Annotated in this window: 14 protein-coding genes and 1 tRNA gene; 9 read left to right on the top strand and 6 right to left on the bottom strand. The window is 62.9% G+C overall.

Going from position 1 to position 16024, the window contains the following annotated elements; translation table 11 throughout:
* Nucleotides 1-63: 63 nt before the first annotated feature.
* On the bottom strand, nt 64-1077 hold the full coding sequence (locus tag BPSG_RS00635) for a glycosyltransferase family 2 protein (protein ID WP_080699307.1): 1014 nt from the start codon (nt 1075-1077) through the stop codon (nt 64-66).
* 476 nt (nt 1078-1553) lie between these two features.
* Between BPSG_RS00635 and BPSG_RS00630 the strand changes: the two genes are divergently transcribed.
* The 3 genes from BPSG_RS00630 to tnpB all read left to right on the top strand — a co-directional run bounded on the left by BPSG_RS00630 (nt 1554) and on the right by tnpB (nt 4602).
* Nucleotides 1554-2684, top strand: a complete 1131-nt coding sequence (locus BPSG_RS00630) for an EpsG family protein (protein ID WP_026644250.1) — start codon at nt 1554-1556, stop codon at nt 2682-2684.
* Nucleotides 2685-2789: 105 nt separating this feature from the next.
* On the top strand, nt 2790-3377 hold the full coding sequence (locus tag BPSG_RS00625; RefSeq protein ID WP_026644249.1) for an IS607 family transposase: 588 nt from the start codon (nt 2790-2792) through the stop codon (nt 3375-3377).
* Nucleotides 3370-4602, top strand: coding sequence for an IS607 family element RNA-guided endonuclease TnpB (gene tnpB, locus BPSG_RS00620; RefSeq protein WP_238548915.1), 1233 nt, complete (start codon nt 3370-3372; stop codon nt 4600-4602). The genes BPSG_RS00625 and tnpB overlap by 8 nt, the downstream gene beginning before the upstream one ends.
* A gap of 46 nt (nt 4603-4648) precedes the next feature.
* Here tnpB and BPSG_RS00615 read toward each other — a convergent pair whose 3' ends face one another.
* Nucleotides 4649-4969 (bottom strand): MbeD/MobD family mobilization/exclusion protein, encoded by a 321-nt coding sequence (locus BPSG_RS00615; protein WP_034884603.1) that lies wholly within the window; start codon nt 4967-4969, stop codon nt 4649-4651.
* 88 nt (nt 4970-5057) lie between these two features.
* Nucleotides 5058-5131: transfer RNA gene (locus tag BPSG_RS00610), tRNA-Val, on the bottom strand.
* Between the two features lie 186 nt (nt 5132-5317).
* Here BPSG_RS00610 and BPSG_RS08765 point away from each other — a divergent pair.
* From BPSG_RS08765 to BPSG_RS00580, 6 genes are all read left to right on the top strand, one after another.
* The gene (locus tag BPSG_RS08765; RefSeq protein WP_051592149.1) at nt 5318-6964 is read left to right on the top strand and encodes a DivIVA domain-containing protein; all 1647 of its coding nucleotides are present in this window, start codon (nt 5318-5320) and stop codon (nt 6962-6964) included.
* A complete protein-coding gene (gene dxr / locus BPSG_RS00600; protein WP_026644238.1) occupies nt 6964-8145 on the top strand; it encodes a 1-deoxy-D-xylulose-5-phosphate reductoisomerase in 1182 nt (393 codons plus the stop codon). The genes BPSG_RS08765 and dxr overlap by 1 nt, the downstream gene beginning before the upstream one ends.
* A 103-nt stretch (nt 8146-8248) precedes the next feature.
* Nucleotides 8249-9430 carry a flavodoxin-dependent (E)-4-hydroxy-3-methylbut-2-enyl-diphosphate synthase gene (gene ispG / locus BPSG_RS00595; RefSeq protein WP_022858062.1) on the top strand — a complete coding sequence of 394 codons (1182 nt, stop codon included), beginning with the start codon at nt 8249-8251 and terminating at the stop codon, nt 9428-9430.
* A 101-nt stretch (nt 9431-9531) separates the two neighbouring features.
* Nucleotides 9532-11154, top strand: a complete 1623-nt coding sequence (locus BPSG_RS00590; RefSeq protein WP_026644237.1) for an alpha/beta hydrolase family protein — start codon at nt 9532-9534, stop codon at nt 11152-11154.
* 30 nt (nt 11155-11184) lie between these two features.
* Nucleotides 11185-11904, top strand: coding sequence for a DNA repair protein RecO (gene recO, locus BPSG_RS00585; RefSeq protein ID WP_026644236.1), 720 nt, complete (start codon nt 11185-11187; stop codon nt 11902-11904).
* 5 nt (nt 11905-11909) lie between these two features.
* Nucleotides 11910-12704 (top strand): isoprenyl transferase, encoded by a 795-nt coding sequence (locus BPSG_RS00580; protein WP_026644235.1) that lies wholly within the window; start codon nt 11910-11912, stop codon nt 12702-12704.
* Between the two features lie 18 nt (nt 12705-12722).
* Here the strand turns inward: BPSG_RS00580 and BPSG_RS00575 are convergent, their stop codons facing one another.
* From BPSG_RS00575 to BPSG_RS00565, 3 genes are all read right to left on the bottom strand, one after another.
* On the bottom strand, nt 12723-13946 hold the full coding sequence (locus BPSG_RS00575; RefSeq protein ID WP_026644234.1) for a nucleoside hydrolase: 1224 nt from the start codon (nt 13944-13946) through the stop codon (nt 12723-12725).
* Between the two features lie 41 nt (nt 13947-13987).
* The gene (locus BPSG_RS00570; RefSeq protein ID WP_026644233.1) at nt 13988-15052 is read right to left on the bottom strand and encodes an ABC transporter substrate-binding protein; all 1065 of its coding nucleotides are present in this window, start codon (nt 15050-15052) and stop codon (nt 13988-13990) included.
* A 96-nt stretch (nt 15053-15148) separates the two neighbouring features.
* Nucleotides 15149-15964, bottom strand: a complete 816-nt coding sequence (locus BPSG_RS00565) for an ABC transporter permease (RefSeq protein WP_026644232.1) — start codon at nt 15962-15964, stop codon at nt 15149-15151.
* Nucleotides 15965-16024: the final 60 nt, after the last annotated feature.

The raw sequence follows: 16024 nt of genomic DNA, 5'->3' as shown, positions 1-16024 counted from the left end.
CAAGGCTCCACGTCCGGCATCTCCTTGCTCAAGGAGATGCCGGACGGCTTTTGTTTTTACTGGTTACTTGTGGCGTAGGTGGTTAATCATCCTGTAGATGCGGTAGTGGCCGCCAATGAGAAGTTTGAACCCCATCTCGTGTGCCAGCGAGTCGCTCATGAGATAACGGTTCTTGCGCCACTGGGGGAAGGCGCGGTTCATCCAATTCCGGATCTGTCGCAGCTCCGCTTGGGGGAGAGGGCCTTGTTCCCGCAATATGTGACGTGGCTCCCAATACAACACATGCTCAATGGCCTGCCATTCCACTTCAGGCTGGTATTCCTCTTCTTCGGGTCCCAATGCCGCGATGAGATGGTCGAAGCCTTGTATGATACGCAGGCGGTCTGTGGCGGAGGTGGTTTGCATGACGCTATGGGGATTGCACACATAGTGGTATGGGTAGGCGTTGATGCCATAGATGGAAGAGGCCCGGATCAGGAGAGGAATGACGCTTACCAGATCTTCGCCCACTGGAATCTCCCCATACAATGAATCAGCGCGGAAGAGGTCTCGGGCGAAGATCCATGGCCATAGCTGAGCCGCTTTGCGCACCGCCTCATGCTTGTCTAACATCTCACTCTTCTGCATGGCCATGCCGTGACGGAACAGCTCGTTGCCTGTACCGTCGATATAGATGTAGTTGTATCCGTAGATATCCGCATGCACAGTGTGCATGCCGTGCAGCACCTTATCGAATTCATGGGGGTCGAGATAGTCATCACTGTCCAGAAACGCGATGTACTGGCCTTTGGCGTTGTTCACGCCTGTCTGCCTGGCCGCATTCTGCCCTCCGTTGCGGCTGTGCCGGAACAGCGAGGCAGAGGTCTTCAGGCGTTCCAGAAGCGCATGCATTTCGCTGTGTTCGAGGGATTGTGAGGCGTCGTCGACGAGGATGACTTCCATGTCGCTGTACTGCTGGTCGATGAAGGGCTGGAGTGCGCGGGTGAGTAAAGAGACCGGCGTGTTGTATACGGGAACAATCAAGCTGAGCATGGGGTTTTCCACATACCGCTGCGATGCATAGACCAATCGTGCCATATCTAAAACCCTCCGATACCTCTTTCATCTGTATGACTTACTTGCCGAATCCGCTACATGCGGAAGAAACTTCGGCCGCTCCATTTTTTGATGATAGCAAAAGCGATAATGGCTATGATTACTGGGAAGGAAGCGACGGAGTGCTTTGTTGGTGAACAGTTATGTCCGCACAGTTCTGGTGGACGAAATACCCGTCATTGGGCAAGAGTAAGGAGGTTCGGTAAAGAAAAAGACCCGTCGGCGTCTCTGGATATATTTATTGCAGGTCAATTCTGTTATAACAGACCACATCTAGAGTTATAGTTTATATCGTTATGCGTGCGTAATATGCGTGTGGATGGATGTTGTAGGGGAAAGGCGGTAACCGCATGACAGGCAGCCGTGCATGCCCGTTTGCCTCAGCGTTGCGGACCGCCCCGTATCTGCACATGGAAGGGGGCACGATGCTGCCTGTGCTCGAGGAGGAATGGAAGTAAGTGCTCCTTTACTTGATAACCTTTGCGGTAGCGATTGGGTTTGCCTTCTGCTCCGATCTATGCCAGCGTCAAATCGCAGTCGCCAAGCGCGAACTGGCGGGGCGTGATTTGTGGAATGCCGTTACTGCCGCAAAAATCGGCAAGAACGTCTTCCTCCTCTGTTCCGCCGCCGTGCTGATCCTGCTCTCAGGATTGCGGTACGACACCGGCGTCGATTATTACTATTCGTATGTGCCGTCACTGGAGACAGTGCGTGCCGGTTCGGCTTCCCATTATGACCCGTTGTTCAACTTCATCATTGCGTGCTTTGCGCGATTGCAAGACAACCAGTGGTTCTTCGCCGCCATGGCGCTCTATACGGTCGGGATGATCTATTTTGGCATTTGCCGGCGTAGCGAGTATATTGCGATTCCGGTCGCATTGTATCTCGTGTCTTTCAATTACCTTCGTTCCTTCTGCTTCGTGGCCCAGTATGTGGCACTGGCAACGTTCTTCGTGGGGTTTACCGCGCTTCTCAAGAAGAAGTGGATCCCCGCCGCGATTCTCATCGTGTTGGCGGTATTGCTGCATCAGAGTGCAATCATCGTTGTACCGTTTGTGCTGATGTATTTCATGAGAACCAGATGGATGATGGTCGTATCAATCCTATTGCCCGTCTTCGCGTTGCTTGGACAAGGCGCCGTCAGGGTCATTTTTGTCATGTTCGGCTCAGGCACACGTTTCGATTACTATTTCGGCAGTGAATATGACATGGGGTATGTGGACAATACGTTGATCCTCATCAATTTCGCTGTCTTCGCGATGTTCCTGTTCGTGTATTACATGACTCAAGCCTACCGGGAACATGACCGGAACCTGTCGTTCTACATGCTGGCGCAGTCCTTTGCGCTCTCGTTCTCGCTGTTGCAATCCGTCATTCCGCTGGGATACCGGTTTGTCTGGTTCTTCATGTTCCTGCAATGCCTGTCCATTCCACTGTTCCTCAAACGGATGTTCTCCGGCGCAGAATATTATGTGATGAATCTTGTGATCATTGTGCTCTTCTTGGCGTGGATGATCATGTACCCATTGCAGGGTACGTCGAATGTATTGCCGTATCACCCCATTTTTGATCCAATGAGTTCATATTGAGTGTCATCCAGAACATAGTGGGCATTATCTAGAATGTGTTGAGGGTTGTTATCTGTTGGTGTATGAGTTTGTTTTGCGTGGTTTGAATACGTTATACTTAGTTTCATGTTGGTGAAGGAATGGGCGGCCCGTGAGGGGTTGCATCCGCAGACGGTATGGAAGTGGTGCCGTGAAGGCACGATGCCCGTATCCGTGGAGCATACGCCGACGGGCATGTGGCTCATCCACGACCCGAAATACGAAACCAGGTCGTGCACGACGCCCGGCGGTTCGCGCACGGTGTGCTATGCGCGCGTGTCCTCGGCCGGCCAGAAAACCGATCTGCGACGGCAGGCCGACCGGCTCAAGGCGTTCGCGCTCAGCATGGGCGTGGAAGCTCCCGAGGTCGTCACGGAGACCGGTTCGGGCATGGACGAGCATCGGCGCAGGCTCAACCGTCTGCTCGCCGACCCGACCGTGGGCACGATTGTCGTGGAACACCGCGACAGGCTCGCGCGCATGAACTTCGAACTTGTGGAAAACGCGTTGAAGGCGCAAGGACGGCGCGTTATTGTCGTGGACGACGCGGAACTCGACGATGGTCTCGTGCGTGACATGACCGAGGTGCTCACCTCGTTCTGCGCGCGGCTCTATGGCAGGCGTGCCGCCAAGCACAGGGCGCAGGCCGCGTTGGAGGCGATGCGCGGTGTATGAGGCGGTGAAGGTGGCGCTCGACCCCACGCCACGGCAGGAGCGCTTGCTGGAGGGCCATGCGGGTGCGGCGCGCTTCGCGTACAACACCATGCTCGCGCGCATCCAATCCCAGCTCGCCCGCAACGAGAAGGCGGACTGGACGATGTACGCGCAGCGCCGCTGGTGGAACGAATGGAAGAATGAGATCGCCCCGTGGTGGGCCGAATACAGCAAGGAGGCGTACAACAGCGCGTTCGAATCATTGGCGGCCGCGCTGAAAAACCATTTCGACTCGAAAACCGGCAGGCGCAAGGGAAAGCGCATGGGTTGGCCGAGGTTCAAAAGCAAACGGCGCAGCATGTTGAAGTTCGCGTACACGACCGGCTCGTTCGGCCTGATCGACAACGACCCCAAAGCGTTGAAACTGCCGCGCATCGGCCGCGTGCACTGCATGGAGAACATCGCCAGGCGCGTCGGGGACGCGAAAGTCGCGCGCATGAGCGTGAGCAGGCATGCGGGACGCTGGTATGCGTCCCTGACCGTCGAACGCGGCGACCCACCCAATCCATGCGCGCCAAAGGGCGGCGCGGTGGGCGTGGATCTGGGCGTCAAGACCCTCGCCGCATTGTCAGATGGCACGGTGTTCGGCAACCCGCGCCATCTCAAGCGCGGCCTGCGCGCACTCGGACACGCGCAGCACGCATTGGGCCGTCGTCAAGAGGGCTCCCGCCGTTGGTCAAAGGCCAAAGCCCGTGTGCAACGCGCGCAGGCGCGCATCGCCGCCCAACGCCATGACGGGCTGCACAAGCTCACCGACTGGCTGACCCGCACCTATGCGGACATCAGCATCGAGGACCTGAACGTGTCCGGCATGGTCAGGAACCACAGGCTCGCCCAAGCTATAAGCGACTGCGGTTTCCGTGAACTGCGCCGTCAACTGGAGTACAAGACCGCCCGCACAGGCGCAAAACTACATGTTGTCAACCGTTGGTATCCATCAAGCAAGACATGTTCGAACTGCGGGACAGTGGAAGCCAAACTGTCCCTCGACGAACGCACCTATGTCTGCGATGCCTGCGGGCTGGGGATCGACCGCGACCTGAACGCGGCCATCAACATCAACGTCGCCGGGAGTGCCCCGGAGACGCTAAACGCGCGCGGAGGGGACGCAAGACACGGCCGGCATGCACCGGCCGCGCAGACCCCAGTGAAACGCGAACCAAGCAACGCCCGCCAAGGCGTGTGAGGCTTGGAGCTGCACTGAGCAATCAGCGCATGCAAACTAGAACAAACTAGCTTGCAACGGTGAGGAACACGGGCACAAGCACACCTACAGCGATCACGAACAGCACAAGCGCCGTGATTTTGTCGGCAAGCGTCCACTCCCGGACATGCCGGTCACGTTCGGCGTTGCGCTCGATGGTGGTGTTGAGTTCGTTGATGCGCCGGTCGAGTTCGATGCCGCGCCACTGCGATTCCTGCTCGAGCCGCGTCACCTGTTGTTCGAGCACGCTGATGCGCTCGTGGAGTTCTTCATCATGGCGGGAGTTGCCGGGAATCATCTGCTGCAGGGACTTCCAGGCATTCGGCCAAACATCAAGCGGGTTGTTCATGTGGCGATTATACGGTCGTGCAAACCGTGCGCGATGGCGCTGAGAGGGGAATCGCGAGCCTCACGGGGGCGCCCGCGTGGCGGGGAAGTGGGCGATGAGGGATTCGAACCCCCGACATCCACCGTGTAAAGGTGGCGCTCTAACCAACTGAGCTAATCGCCCGCGCACTCATACTGTACAGGCACGGGTGAAGAAACCGGCGTGCACCGCGCGCAATCGTTGCAACACCGCGACTGCCGGCGTGTTGTCTGCGCCGGCGGTTGCGTGGATGGGCGCAGCGCGTGCCGCAGCCGTCGCAAACATCGCGTAATCTAATGGGGAATAGTGTGTATCCGAGGAGGACAGTCGATGGTGCAGCATCAGGAAGAGGCCGACGGCACGACGACGATCGCGCGCGTGGGCAAGCGCAAAAAGGGGTATGACGTCCATCAGGTCGACGCTTTCCTGGAGCAGGCGCACGCGTTGTATGAGGCCGATGGCATTCAGTTGCACCGCAGCGACATTCAGGACGCCTCGTTCGACATCGTCAAGGGTGGCTATGCCATCCCACAGGTGGACGCCGCACTCGAACGCCTTGAACAGGCCGTGACCGACAAGCAGACCCAATACGACATCGCCCAGCTCGGGCGTGTGGCGTGGAAGGCGCAGACTGAAGCCCAGTTCCAGGAACTCGACCGGCACGCGCAGCGCGCCGAGGGCCAACGGTTCGCGCCGGCGCAGCCGAAGACGCCGTCGTACGACCGCAAGCAGGTCGACCGGCTCATCGACCGCGTGCTCGCAAAGGCCGAAGCCGAACTCGAGCGCATCAGCGCAGGCTCGTCCGGCAGGCAAGGCCCGGAAGCCGACCCAACGCTTACGTCGCAGTATGTGGAAGATGTGAGCTTCACACAGCGCAAAGGCAAGCACGGGTACGACGAGCGCCAGGTGGACTACTACCTCAATGCATGCGTGAACCTGCTCGCCAGCCTCGAATCGTACGAGCGCATCGCCGATTACGCTGCGCCTGCCGCGCACGCAGCGACGCCGAGTGCGCCGATCCCACTCATCGCGGCGGATCAGGCCAATCCGCAGACACAGCACTACGACGTGACCGTGGAATCGGACCTGCCGGCGCGACCGGCGGGCGGCGAGACGACGGTCGTCGCCGAGGTGCAGCCTGCGCAGTCGTTTGATGAGCTGAGCCGTGCGGAACAGGAGATCTTCGCGCAGGCTCAGGAAGCGGGTGCTGCGATGCCGCCGTCGTTCGCCGCGCAGGGCGTGGCAGCGGCCGTCACCGCGGCGCCCGCCGTGGCACAGATCGACGAAGGCAGCGCGACTGAGGTCTTCACGCCGATCACCGACACCACCGCGGACGGCGATACCGCGCCGGCCGCCGACGTGGTCAAGCACGCGCCGACGCTTTCGGACATCAAGCCGATCACACCGGCCCCGCGCACGATTCCCGAGCATGAGAAGACGGCCAGCGCGATGGATGATTCGATGAGCACGATCCCGCACATCACCGAAATCAGTGATGAGACGACGATCGCCGCCCCGAGCGAACCGTTGCGCGACCTGAACTCGCCGTCGCTCGCCGCGCTGGCGTCGCTCGCCGAGACCACGCAGACAGCTCCGGAACGCGAGAACCCCGCCATCACGTCCGGCGTGCAGCCGCTTGCGGTGCCGAAGCTCTCGAGCATCCTGCCCGACCTGCCGCCGTTGCAGCCGCTCACCGCCCCGGCCACCGCGGCGACGCCCGAGATGCCGCCGGCAGCCCAACCCACACCAAGCGCAGCCCCGACGACAGCCGCAACGCCGTCGGCGGCGCCGGTGCACGCACCGGACGAACCGGCCACTACGGATGCCGCGCCCGCGAACGTCGCCCAACCGGGCGACTACACGCGGTTCGCGCCGAGCGACAGCATCGACATCGAGATCCCCGATCTGTCGTTCCCCACGATTTCCACGGATGAGCCGCTCATCATCGACGGCAAGCCAAACGAGAAGCAGGCGTGATGCAGCACCAGACAGTAGTCATCCTCGGTTCCACCGGTTCGATTGGTACGCAGGGACTCGACGTCATTGGCAGGCACCCTGAGCGGTTCACTGTGGCAGGCCTTGCCGCGGGCGGGTCGAACGTGGACCTGCTGGCGCAGCAGGCCGTGCGGTTCCATGTGCCCGAAGTGGTCGTGGCGAATCCAGACGCGTTGGAGCCCTTGCGTGAGGCACTCGCGGCGCACGGCGCAACCGGCACCCAGGCGCGCGCCGGCCGCGACGAAGTGAACGCGATCGCAGGGCTCGGCGCTTCGGTCGTGCTTAACGGCATCACCGGGTCGATTGGCTTGGAACCGTCGATAGCGGCGCTGCAGGCCGGTTCGCAGCTGGCGCTCGCCAACAAGGAATCGGTTGTGGCGGGCGGACACCTGTTGTTCAGTGCCCAGACACGCGACCAGCAGATCAACCCGGTGGATTCCGAGCATTCGGCAATCTGGCAATCGCTGCGTGCAGGCACGCATAGCGAGGTCTCGAGACTCATCGTCACCGCGTCCGGCGGTCCGTTCCGCGGCTGGACACGCGAACAGATGCAGGACATCACCCCTGAGCAGGCGCTCAACCACCCCACATGGCATATGGGCCCGGTCGTCACGATCAATTCATCGACTCTGATGAACAAGGGCCTCGAGGTCATTGAGGCGAGCCGCCTGTTCAACATCGAACCGGACCGCATCGAAGTCACTGTGCACCCGCAGTCGATCGTGCATTCGATGGTGGAGTTCTGCGACGGCGCCACGATCAGCCAGGCCTCGCCGCCCGATATGCGCCTGCCGATCGCGCTGGGGCTTTCCGCGCCCGAACGGTTGAACGACGTGGCCCAAGGCTGCGATTGGACACAGGCCGCCGAGTGGACCTTCGAGCCGCTCGATGACGAGGCGTTCCCCGCCGTCGAACTGGCACGGCATTGTTTACGCTCGTCGGAAAAACACACGGCGGTGCTCAACGCCGCCAACGAGCAGGCGGTCCACGCCTTCCTCGATCATCGCTTGCCATATCTGGCGATAGTGGATACTGTGTCTGAAGTGCTCAATGAGATGGACGGCGAGTTGCGCGGCGACCCACAGTTCGCCTCGGTCGCAGACATGGTGGAACTCGAGCAGGAAGCCCGCGCGCGTGCGGACGCCCTCATTGCGCAACGCTAAACGGTCACAGACCGGGTAAGGGCAGCGGCCGCCGTATGGGCCGCGCGGCTTGGACGAAGGCCGTAGGCGGATTTCCAGTCGATTGAAGTGAGGAACAGCACCAGTGGATAAGCCATTTCGTAAAACAGGTGAATCGTCAATCAGTGAAAGCCCCCTGCACCCACGGCGCCAGTCGCGGCGCATCATGGTCGGCCCTGTGCCGGTGGGCGGTGGGGCGCCGATCTCGGTGCAGTCGATGACCAACACGAAGACCGCGAATGTGGGCGCCACACTGCAGCAGATCGCCGAACTCACGGCCGCCGGCTGCGACATCGTGCGCGTGGCCGTGCCCAGTCAGGAAGACGCCGACGCATTGCCGCGCATCGTCGCCAAATCGCCGATCCCGGTGATCGCCGACATCCACTTCCAAAGCCGGTATGTGTTCCAGGCCATTGACGCGGGCTGCGCCGCGGTGCGCGTCAATCCAGGCAACATCCGCAAATTCGACGAAGTGGGCCCATCGATCTGCCAGGCCGCGACCGACGCGGGCATCTCGCTGCGCATCGGTGTGAACGCCGGCTCGCTCGACAAGGAGCTTTATGCGAAGTACGGCGGCCCCACCCCTGAGGCGCTTGTGGCTTCCGCGATGAAGGAAGCGCGCATGTTCGAAGACGTGGGCTTCCACGACTTCAAGATCTCGGTGAAGCACCACGACCCCATCACGATGGTGGAGACCTACCGCCTGCTCGCCAAGCAGGGCGATTGGCCGCTGCATCTGGGTGTGACAGAAGCCGGCCCCGCATGGCAGGGCACCATCAAGTCCTGCCTGGCATTCGGTGCGCTGCTGGCCGAAGGCATCGGCGACACGATCCGAGTCTCACTGTCCGCGCCACCGGTCGAAGAGGTCAAGGTGGGGTGCAAGATCCTCGAATACCTGGGGCTTCGTGCGCGCCATTTCGACATCATCTCGTGCCCGAGCTGCGGCCGTGCGCAGGTCGATGTCATCGCGCTCGCCAACGAGGTGACGAATGGGTTGTCCGGCATCACGGCGCCGATTCGCGTGGCCGTGATGGGATGCATCGTCAATGGGCCGGGCGAAGCGCGCGAGGCCGACCTGGGTGTGGCCTCCGGCAACGGCAAAGGGCAGATCTTCATCAAGGGCAAGGTCATCGAGACCGTGCCGGAGGACCGCATCGTCGATACGCTGCTCAAGCACGCGAACGCCATCGCCGAGCAGATGGAGGCCGACGGGCTCGTGACCGACCAGTCATCCGGTCCCGTTGTGGTACCAGTCGTGGGTGAATAATTGCCTGCCGCAACGGCAGACACCGATAGGATGGTTACGTGAGTCAGCAACGAACATCGGATGTACAGCAAGCAAGGGCCTTCAGCCGCGGCAGGCGGCTGATGGTCAGCCTGCCCATTTTCATCATCCTGCTGGGCATCCTCATGGTCGCCTCGAACAACACGCGCATCCCCACGCAGAACGATCCGCGCGCACAGACCTTCGCCACGCTCACCGCCGACACGCAGGTCACGTTCGACTCGCCGGAACCGTTGCCGGGCGTCGGCACGTACAAAGTCACGAGCCGGCACATCGAAATCGACGCGAAACGGCCGTCCACCGGCGAAGTGCAGCGCATTCGCATGAACATCCGCGAACCGCAGGGCGTCGGAACCAACTTGCCCGGCATGGTGTTCATGCACGGCGCCGGTCATGGCGGAACATGCGACGACTCGTTCGGCGACATCGCCACGAGCATGAGCTCCGCCGGCTTTGTGACGGCGGTCATCGACAAGCCGGTGTGGTCCACGAACGACCTGACGCGCGACTACCCGGGCTCGGCGGCCGTCTATGACCAGGCCATCAATGTCATCCGCGACCTCGATCAGGTCGATGCGCACAAGGTCGGCATCTACGCGACGTCGGAAAGCACATGGATCTCGTCGTACCTCGTGGCGATGGACCATGACATCGCGTTCCAGATCCTGCTGTCGCCGATGGTGTTTTCGCCGCGGCACGCCGTCGCGTTCCTCGCCATACAGAACTTCGCCCTCGCCGGCGCCAACGACGGCTACCAAGCCATCGTGCGGCGCATCCTCTCGTTGGACATGGGCCTGTTCGGCCTGACCAACATCGACCTGCACACTGCCACCCCGCAGGCATACTCGATTCCCACGCTCGTGGCGTACGGGTCAAAGGACGTGATGACGGCGCAGGTGCAGGGGTTCAAGGACATCCTCGACCAAGCGCACCGCGCCGGCAACTGGAATGTGAGCCTGCGCAGCTACCCGGTGGCCAACCACGTGCTCCGCCTTGGTGACGAAGCGCAGAACGGCACACCGTTCGCCGACGATTACGAGCGCGACGCCGTCAGCTGGGCGGTCGGCACATCGCGCGGACTGACCCAGACGAGCGAACCGATCGCCGGCGCACCGCTCTACCAGTCCATTGCGGTGCCGCTCGGACTGCACTCGCGGCGCGCCATGACGATCTACGGCATACTCGTACTCGGTCTGATGGCCATCATGATGCTCGTGGCCACCGTCGTCGGCGTCATCGCGCTCATCGCGCATATTCGCAACCGCATCACACACCGCGGGCCGGCGCTGGGATTCCAATACCGCTTCGGCGGCTCACTGCTCATGCTCACGATCATCACCATGGCCTGCATGCTGCTGTTCGTCGGTGGTCTGGGCGAAGTCGTGCTCGCCGTCGTGCACCTGTCGTGGGGCAGCGCGCCGCAGGAGGACGCCGGCATGATGTACTGGAGCTGGCCGGTCGTGCAGATCGTGTGCATCGGCGTGGTATGGGCATGGTCACGCGTGTTCGCCGGCATGATCGAGGTCGCGTCGATGCGCGGACTGCTCACATGGCCAGTGAAGCGAGGCACCATCAGACACATCGTCAGCGGTGAGGAGCCCGTCGTGGCCACCACGCGGCTCGGACGCGTGCTGTTCTGGACCACGACCGTGGCCATGCTGCTCGTGCTGCTGAGCTTCTCGTTCTGGGGCCTGTTCCTGTTCTGATCCACTGCGCACGGCGCGGAGAGGGGAATCATGGCGCTCTATAGCGACGAAGGCATTGTGTTGCGCACGGCGAAGCTCGGCGAGGCCGACCGCATCATCACACTGTTCACCCGCGGGCACGGCAAAGTGCGCGCGGTAGCCAAAGGCGTGCGCCGCACTAAATCGCGGTTCGGCGCGCGTCTCGAACCGTTCATGCGCGTCTCGCTGCTCCTCGCGGAAGGCCGTTCGCTCGACAACGTGTCGCAGGCCGAATCCATCGCCGCGTACGCCGGGGCGATCAGCGGCGACTACGAGGCCTACCGTGCGGCGAGCGTGATCTGTGAGACGCTCAACGACCTCGTCACGACCGAACACGAGCCGCAGCCCGCGCAATACCAGCTCGTCGTTGGCGCATTACACGCGCTCGCCGCACGCGCGCACCATGCGCAGACGATCTGCGAATCGTATGTGTTGCGCGCGCTCGCGCTCGCCGGTTGGACGCCGCGCCTGCACGCGTGTGTGGTGTGCGGGCGCACCGACGGGCTCATGTTCTTCTCGTCTGCGGCCGGCGGGACGATGTGCATGGCAGACCATACGCCGGAAGCGAAGCCGGCGAACGCGGCCGTTTTGCGGCAGCTGCGCGCGCTGCTCGACGGTGATTGGCGCACGCTCGACGCGCAGCCGCTCGAACCGGGCGCCGAACGGCTCGTCGAGGACTGGGCGCAGTACTACCTCGAGCGGCCGATTCGTTCGCTGCGCTTGCTAGATTAAGCGGTATGGCATTCGAACACGTGGACTATACGTCATTGGACATTCCTGCGGCCCCGTTCTCCGATCCGGCGATTGTGCCGGACTTTCCCAAGAACAAAGTGCCCAGGCATGTGGGCGTGATCATGGACGGCAACGGGCGCTGGGCGCAGCAGCGCGGACTGATCCGTACCGAAGGGCACCAAGCTGCGGAACCCGTGGTCTTCGACACCATCGCCGGCGCGATCGAGGCAGGCGTGCGGTATCTGAGTCTGTACACCTTCTCGACCGAGAATTGGAAGCGTTCGCCGCAGGAAGTGCGGTTCCTCATGGGGTTCTCGCGCGACATCATCCACCGGCGTGTGGCGCAGATGGATGAATGGGGTGTGCGCGTGCGCTGGTCGGGTCGCCGGCCGAAGCTGTGGAAGTCGGTCATCGACGAGCTTGAAGTGGCCATGGAACGCACGAAGCACAACAAGGTCATCGACGTCGTGTTCTGCATCAACTACGGCGGGCGCGCGGAAATCGCCGACGCGTGCGCCGCCATCGCGCGCGAGGTGCGCGACGGCCGCATCAAAGGCGACCGTGTGACGGAGAAGATGGTCGCCGAGCATCTGTACAATCCCGACATCCCCGACTGCGACCTGGTGATCCGCACGTCGGGCGAGCAGCGCACGAGCAACTTCCTGCCGTGGGAGGCCGCATACGCGGAGCTCGATTTCGTGCCGGAGCTGTTCCCCGATTGCGGGCGCACGGTGCTGTGGGATTCCATTGAGCGCTATATCCATCGCGACCGCCGTTTCGGAGGCGTCAAGAAGCAGTAAGCGGAGGAGCACGCGCGTTCAGCCGATGGATGCGAGGAATCCCCGGATCGTGTCGGTGAACCCGCGGACGAATCCGTCGCCGTCCACACCGAGCGCCACATGCACCGGCGGGGCGTTGTCGACGACGCCGCGCGGGTTGCCGATCGTGCGCCCACGGACGCCGCTGCCGTCCCCGGTGCGTGTCTCGACGATCATCGGCAGGTCGAGGGTCGACACGAGGCCCGGGTCGATCGCGACGGCCGCGGCAAGCGGGTCGTGCAGGGGCATGCCCGCGGCGAAGATCAGGTCGCTCTCGCGGTTCGCACGGATCGAGAACCCCGCGATGCCCGCGAGCAACGAGGCGATGCGGCGGGAGCCTGCTGTGGCCGCGGCGGTCCACTGCGCCACGTCGGCGTCGCCGAACAGGCAACGGTGCGTCACGTCGAGCCCGACCATCGTCGTGTCGGCGTGGGCGCGGAGCACACGGTCGGCGGCCGGGGGGTCCTGCAACACATTGGTCTCGCAGACGAGGTCGTAGCAATTGCCTTCCTGCGTGAGCGTGCCTCCCATGAACACGATGCGCGCCCGTGAGACGGCGTCGGGATCGGCCCGCAGCGCGGTGTCGACATCGGTGAGCGGTCCTGTCGCGACGATTGTCAGGTCATGGCCGTACTCGCGCGCGGCGTCGACGATCATGCGCGCGCCCTCGGTCACCGGTGGGCAATCCCCGTCGGGATGCTTGGGAAGCTCAGGAGCTGCGATGCCGGTGTGCGCGAAGAAGCCGGGCATCGCCGGCAATGCGCAATGGGGGTCGCCGACCGGATAGCCGCCGACGGAGACCGTGTGCCCCTGCCGCGCGAGTGCCTCGATGCGCGCCGCGGTCAATTCGACGATGCCACTGCCGGTGGAGGCCTCCACGCTGCCGGGCGCTGTGGCCGGCGCAGGGGATTGGGCTGGACCTTCGGCTCCCGCCGCCTGCAGATTGCCCAATCCGTCGTTGCCGTGGAAGCGCGCACAACCGGCGTCGGCCACGAAATACTTCGCCCATGACGGATGCCGGGCGCCCGCGGCCACCGGTATGTCGGGGCGCCCGAGCATGTCGAGCAGCATGCGCGTGTTGCGTTCGGCCTGCTGTTGCAGGACATTGCCGTAGGTGGCGCTGACGCCGTCGATGCGTGCGCCTGCGGCGACGAGGTATGCGAGCGCGAGCGCGTCGTCGATGCCGGTGTCCATGCTGAGCACGAGATGCGGTGCGGTGGTCATGGTCTGGTCACTCCCCACGTTTGGTTGCGGTTGCTTGCGTCTCAGTGCGCGCCGCTGGCGAGGAATTCGTCGGTGGCGAGGTCGTGCGATTGCGGCGCGGTGTGCACGGTCTTGCCGGTCGCGTCGGTGTAGGCGTCCGATTCGGCGAGGAAATCGAAGTACTGCTGCGTGTCGTCGTAGTCGATCGCGCCCAGTGTGGCGGTGCCGTTCTCGATGCTTTTGCGGTCGCCCCAGTATTGCCCATCGATGATCGTCTTCATCGACTCCTTGACGAAGGCCTCGTCGAGGTTCGCCTCCGGGGCGTCGTGGACGAGGATCCCGGCGGCCTCGTCGCCGTCCTCGTATGCGTCGATGTAGCCGCGTTGCGTGGCTTGGACGAAGCGTTTCACCAGGTCCGGATCGCTGCTGATGAGCCGGTCGCTGGTGATGATGCCGATGGAATCGGCGTTGCCGGGCACTCCGTAATCGGGTTCGCTGAAGCAGCGCAGTTCGGGCCCGTTCATCTTCGCCTGCACGCCTTCCCATGTGGAGTAGAAGCCGCCGAAGTCGGCGCGCCCTGACGAGAGCGTCGCGAAAGTGGATGTGCCGACAGTGACTTTGTCGAAGTCGCCTGTGCCGCCATCGGTTTCGATCATGCGGCGCACGACGGCATCCGACTCGTTGGAGCCGAAGGTGGCGAAGACCTTGCCGTCGAAGTCCTTGGGGCGTGTGATCGCGTCGTTCGAAGCGAGCGCGCACCAGATCGCGCTTGTCTTCTGCTGCACTTGCATGACCTGCTTGAGCTGCGCGCCTTTGGTCGCATAGGTGCTCACGTTCGTCAGGTTGGACAGCGCGAAGTCGGCGACGCCGTTGTTGACGGCCTGTTCGGCTCCCGACTGGGTGACGGCGACGATGTCCACGTCGAGTCCGGCTTCGCGGTAGTAGCCCTTGTGTTTGGCCACATAGACGCCGATGTGGTTCGTGTCCGGCGCCCACGACAGCATGAACGTGACCTTGTCTAGGCCGCTGGCGTCCGGTTTCGGCGCGCCGCATGCAGTGACGGCGAGCACGGCGCATAGCGCGGCGAGCGCGGCGCCTATGCGGGTGGTGAATCGGTGGTTCGTCATGGGATCTCCTTCTTCTTGGTGATGAATGGGGGCAATGGGCCTGCGGGCGCCGCGCATGGGCCCCGTTGGCCGGCCCATGCGCGGCGGCGGGGCCGCTCACTGCGCGTCCGGGTCCTCGTCGTCCGCCGGTGAGCCGATGGTGAGCCGTTCGACGGCGCGCACGGCGAGCAACAGCAGGCCTGTCATGACGATGATGACGAAGGTCGCCGTGAAGATGAGCGGTGTCTGGAACGAGTTGTAGGCGGCCTGCAGCCAGATGCCGAGCCCGGTGCGCGCGCCGAGGTATTCGGCGGTCGCGGCGGTCGCGAACACATAGGCCGCCGAAACGCGCACGCCGCCGAAGATCTGTCGTGCCGCGACGCGCAGGTCCACATGGAACAGCGTCCATGCGCGCGACGCGCCGCAGGTCATCGCGACGTCATCGTAGAAACGCGGCACCGACTGCAGTCCGCGCATTGTCTGCACGACGATGGGGAAGAGGGCGAACACGGCGACGATGACGATCTTGCCGGCTGGTTCGAAGCCGAACCAGATGAGGAACAACGGGGCGATTGAGATGAGCGGCAGCGTCTGTGCCGCGGTGAGCAGCGGGAACAGCGCCGCATACGCCGTGCGAGAGCAGTGGATGCCTACACCGAGCAGCACGCCGGCGAGACATGCGATGAGGAACCCGGCCACGCCTTCGGTGAAGGTCATGAGCGCCGCGGGCCACAATGTGGAGGATGAACGGACCGTCGCCGCGACAATCTGGCTCGGTGACGCGATCATCGTGACCGGGGGATGCGTGGCGTCCACCCAGATCTGCCAGACGGCGACAATCGTCACGACCGCGGCGATTGTAGGCCAATACCGCCGGATGGCGTGACGGAGGCGTTGTGTCCCACGGCCCTGCGTTCGCCCATGGAAAGTCATCGGCACCTTACTTCCTGCATGCCAACCCGGCATGCTCGAAGGCCGTCGGCATCAGGCAGC

It is taken from the genome of Bifidobacterium pseudolongum subsp. globosum (assembly GCF_000741295.1).
Taxonomy (GTDB): Bacteria; Actinomycetota; Actinomycetes; order Actinomycetales; family Bifidobacteriaceae; genus Bifidobacterium; species Bifidobacterium globosum.
This window is presented reverse-complemented; position numbering and strand designations above follow the sequence as displayed.

Coding starts and splice junctions, on each gene's coding strand:
- BPSG_RS00625 (WP_026644249.1), top strand. CDS start 2,790: ATGTTGGTGAAGGAATGGGCGGCCCGTGAGGGGTTGCATCCGCAGACG.
- BPSG_RS00570 (WP_026644233.1), bottom strand. CDS start 15,052: ATGACGAACCACCGATTCACCACCCGCATAGGCGCCGCGCTCGCCGCG.
- dxr (WP_026644238.1), top strand. CDS start 6,964: ATGCAGCACCAGACAGTAGTCATCCTCGGTTCCACCGGTTCGATTGGT.
- BPSG_RS00615 (WP_034884603.1), bottom strand. CDS start 4,969: ATGAACAACCCGCTTGATGTTTGGCCGAATGCCTGGAAGTCCCTGCAG.
- BPSG_RS00580 (WP_026644235.1), top strand. CDS start 11,910: ATGGCATTCGAACACGTGGACTATACGTCATTGGACATTCCTGCGGCC.
- BPSG_RS00590 (WP_026644237.1), top strand. CDS start 9,532: ATGGTCAGCCTGCCCATTTTCATCATCCTGCTGGGCATCCTCATGGTC.
- BPSG_RS00575 (WP_026644234.1), bottom strand. CDS start 13,946: ATGACCACCGCACCGCATCTCGTGCTCAGCATGGACACCGGCATCGAC.
- BPSG_RS00635 (WP_080699307.1), bottom strand. CDS start 1,077: ATGGCACGATTGGTCTATGCATCGCAGCGGTATGTGGAAAACCCCATG.
- recO (WP_026644236.1), top strand. CDS start 11,185: ATGGCGCTCTATAGCGACGAAGGCATTGTGTTGCGCACGGCGAAGCTC.
- BPSG_RS08765 (WP_051592149.1), top strand. CDS start 5,318: ATGGTGCAGCATCAGGAAGAGGCCGACGGCACGACGACGATCGCGCGC.
- BPSG_RS00565 (WP_026644232.1), bottom strand. CDS start 15,964: ATGACTTTCCATGGGCGAACGCAGGGCCGTGGGACACAACGCCTCCGT.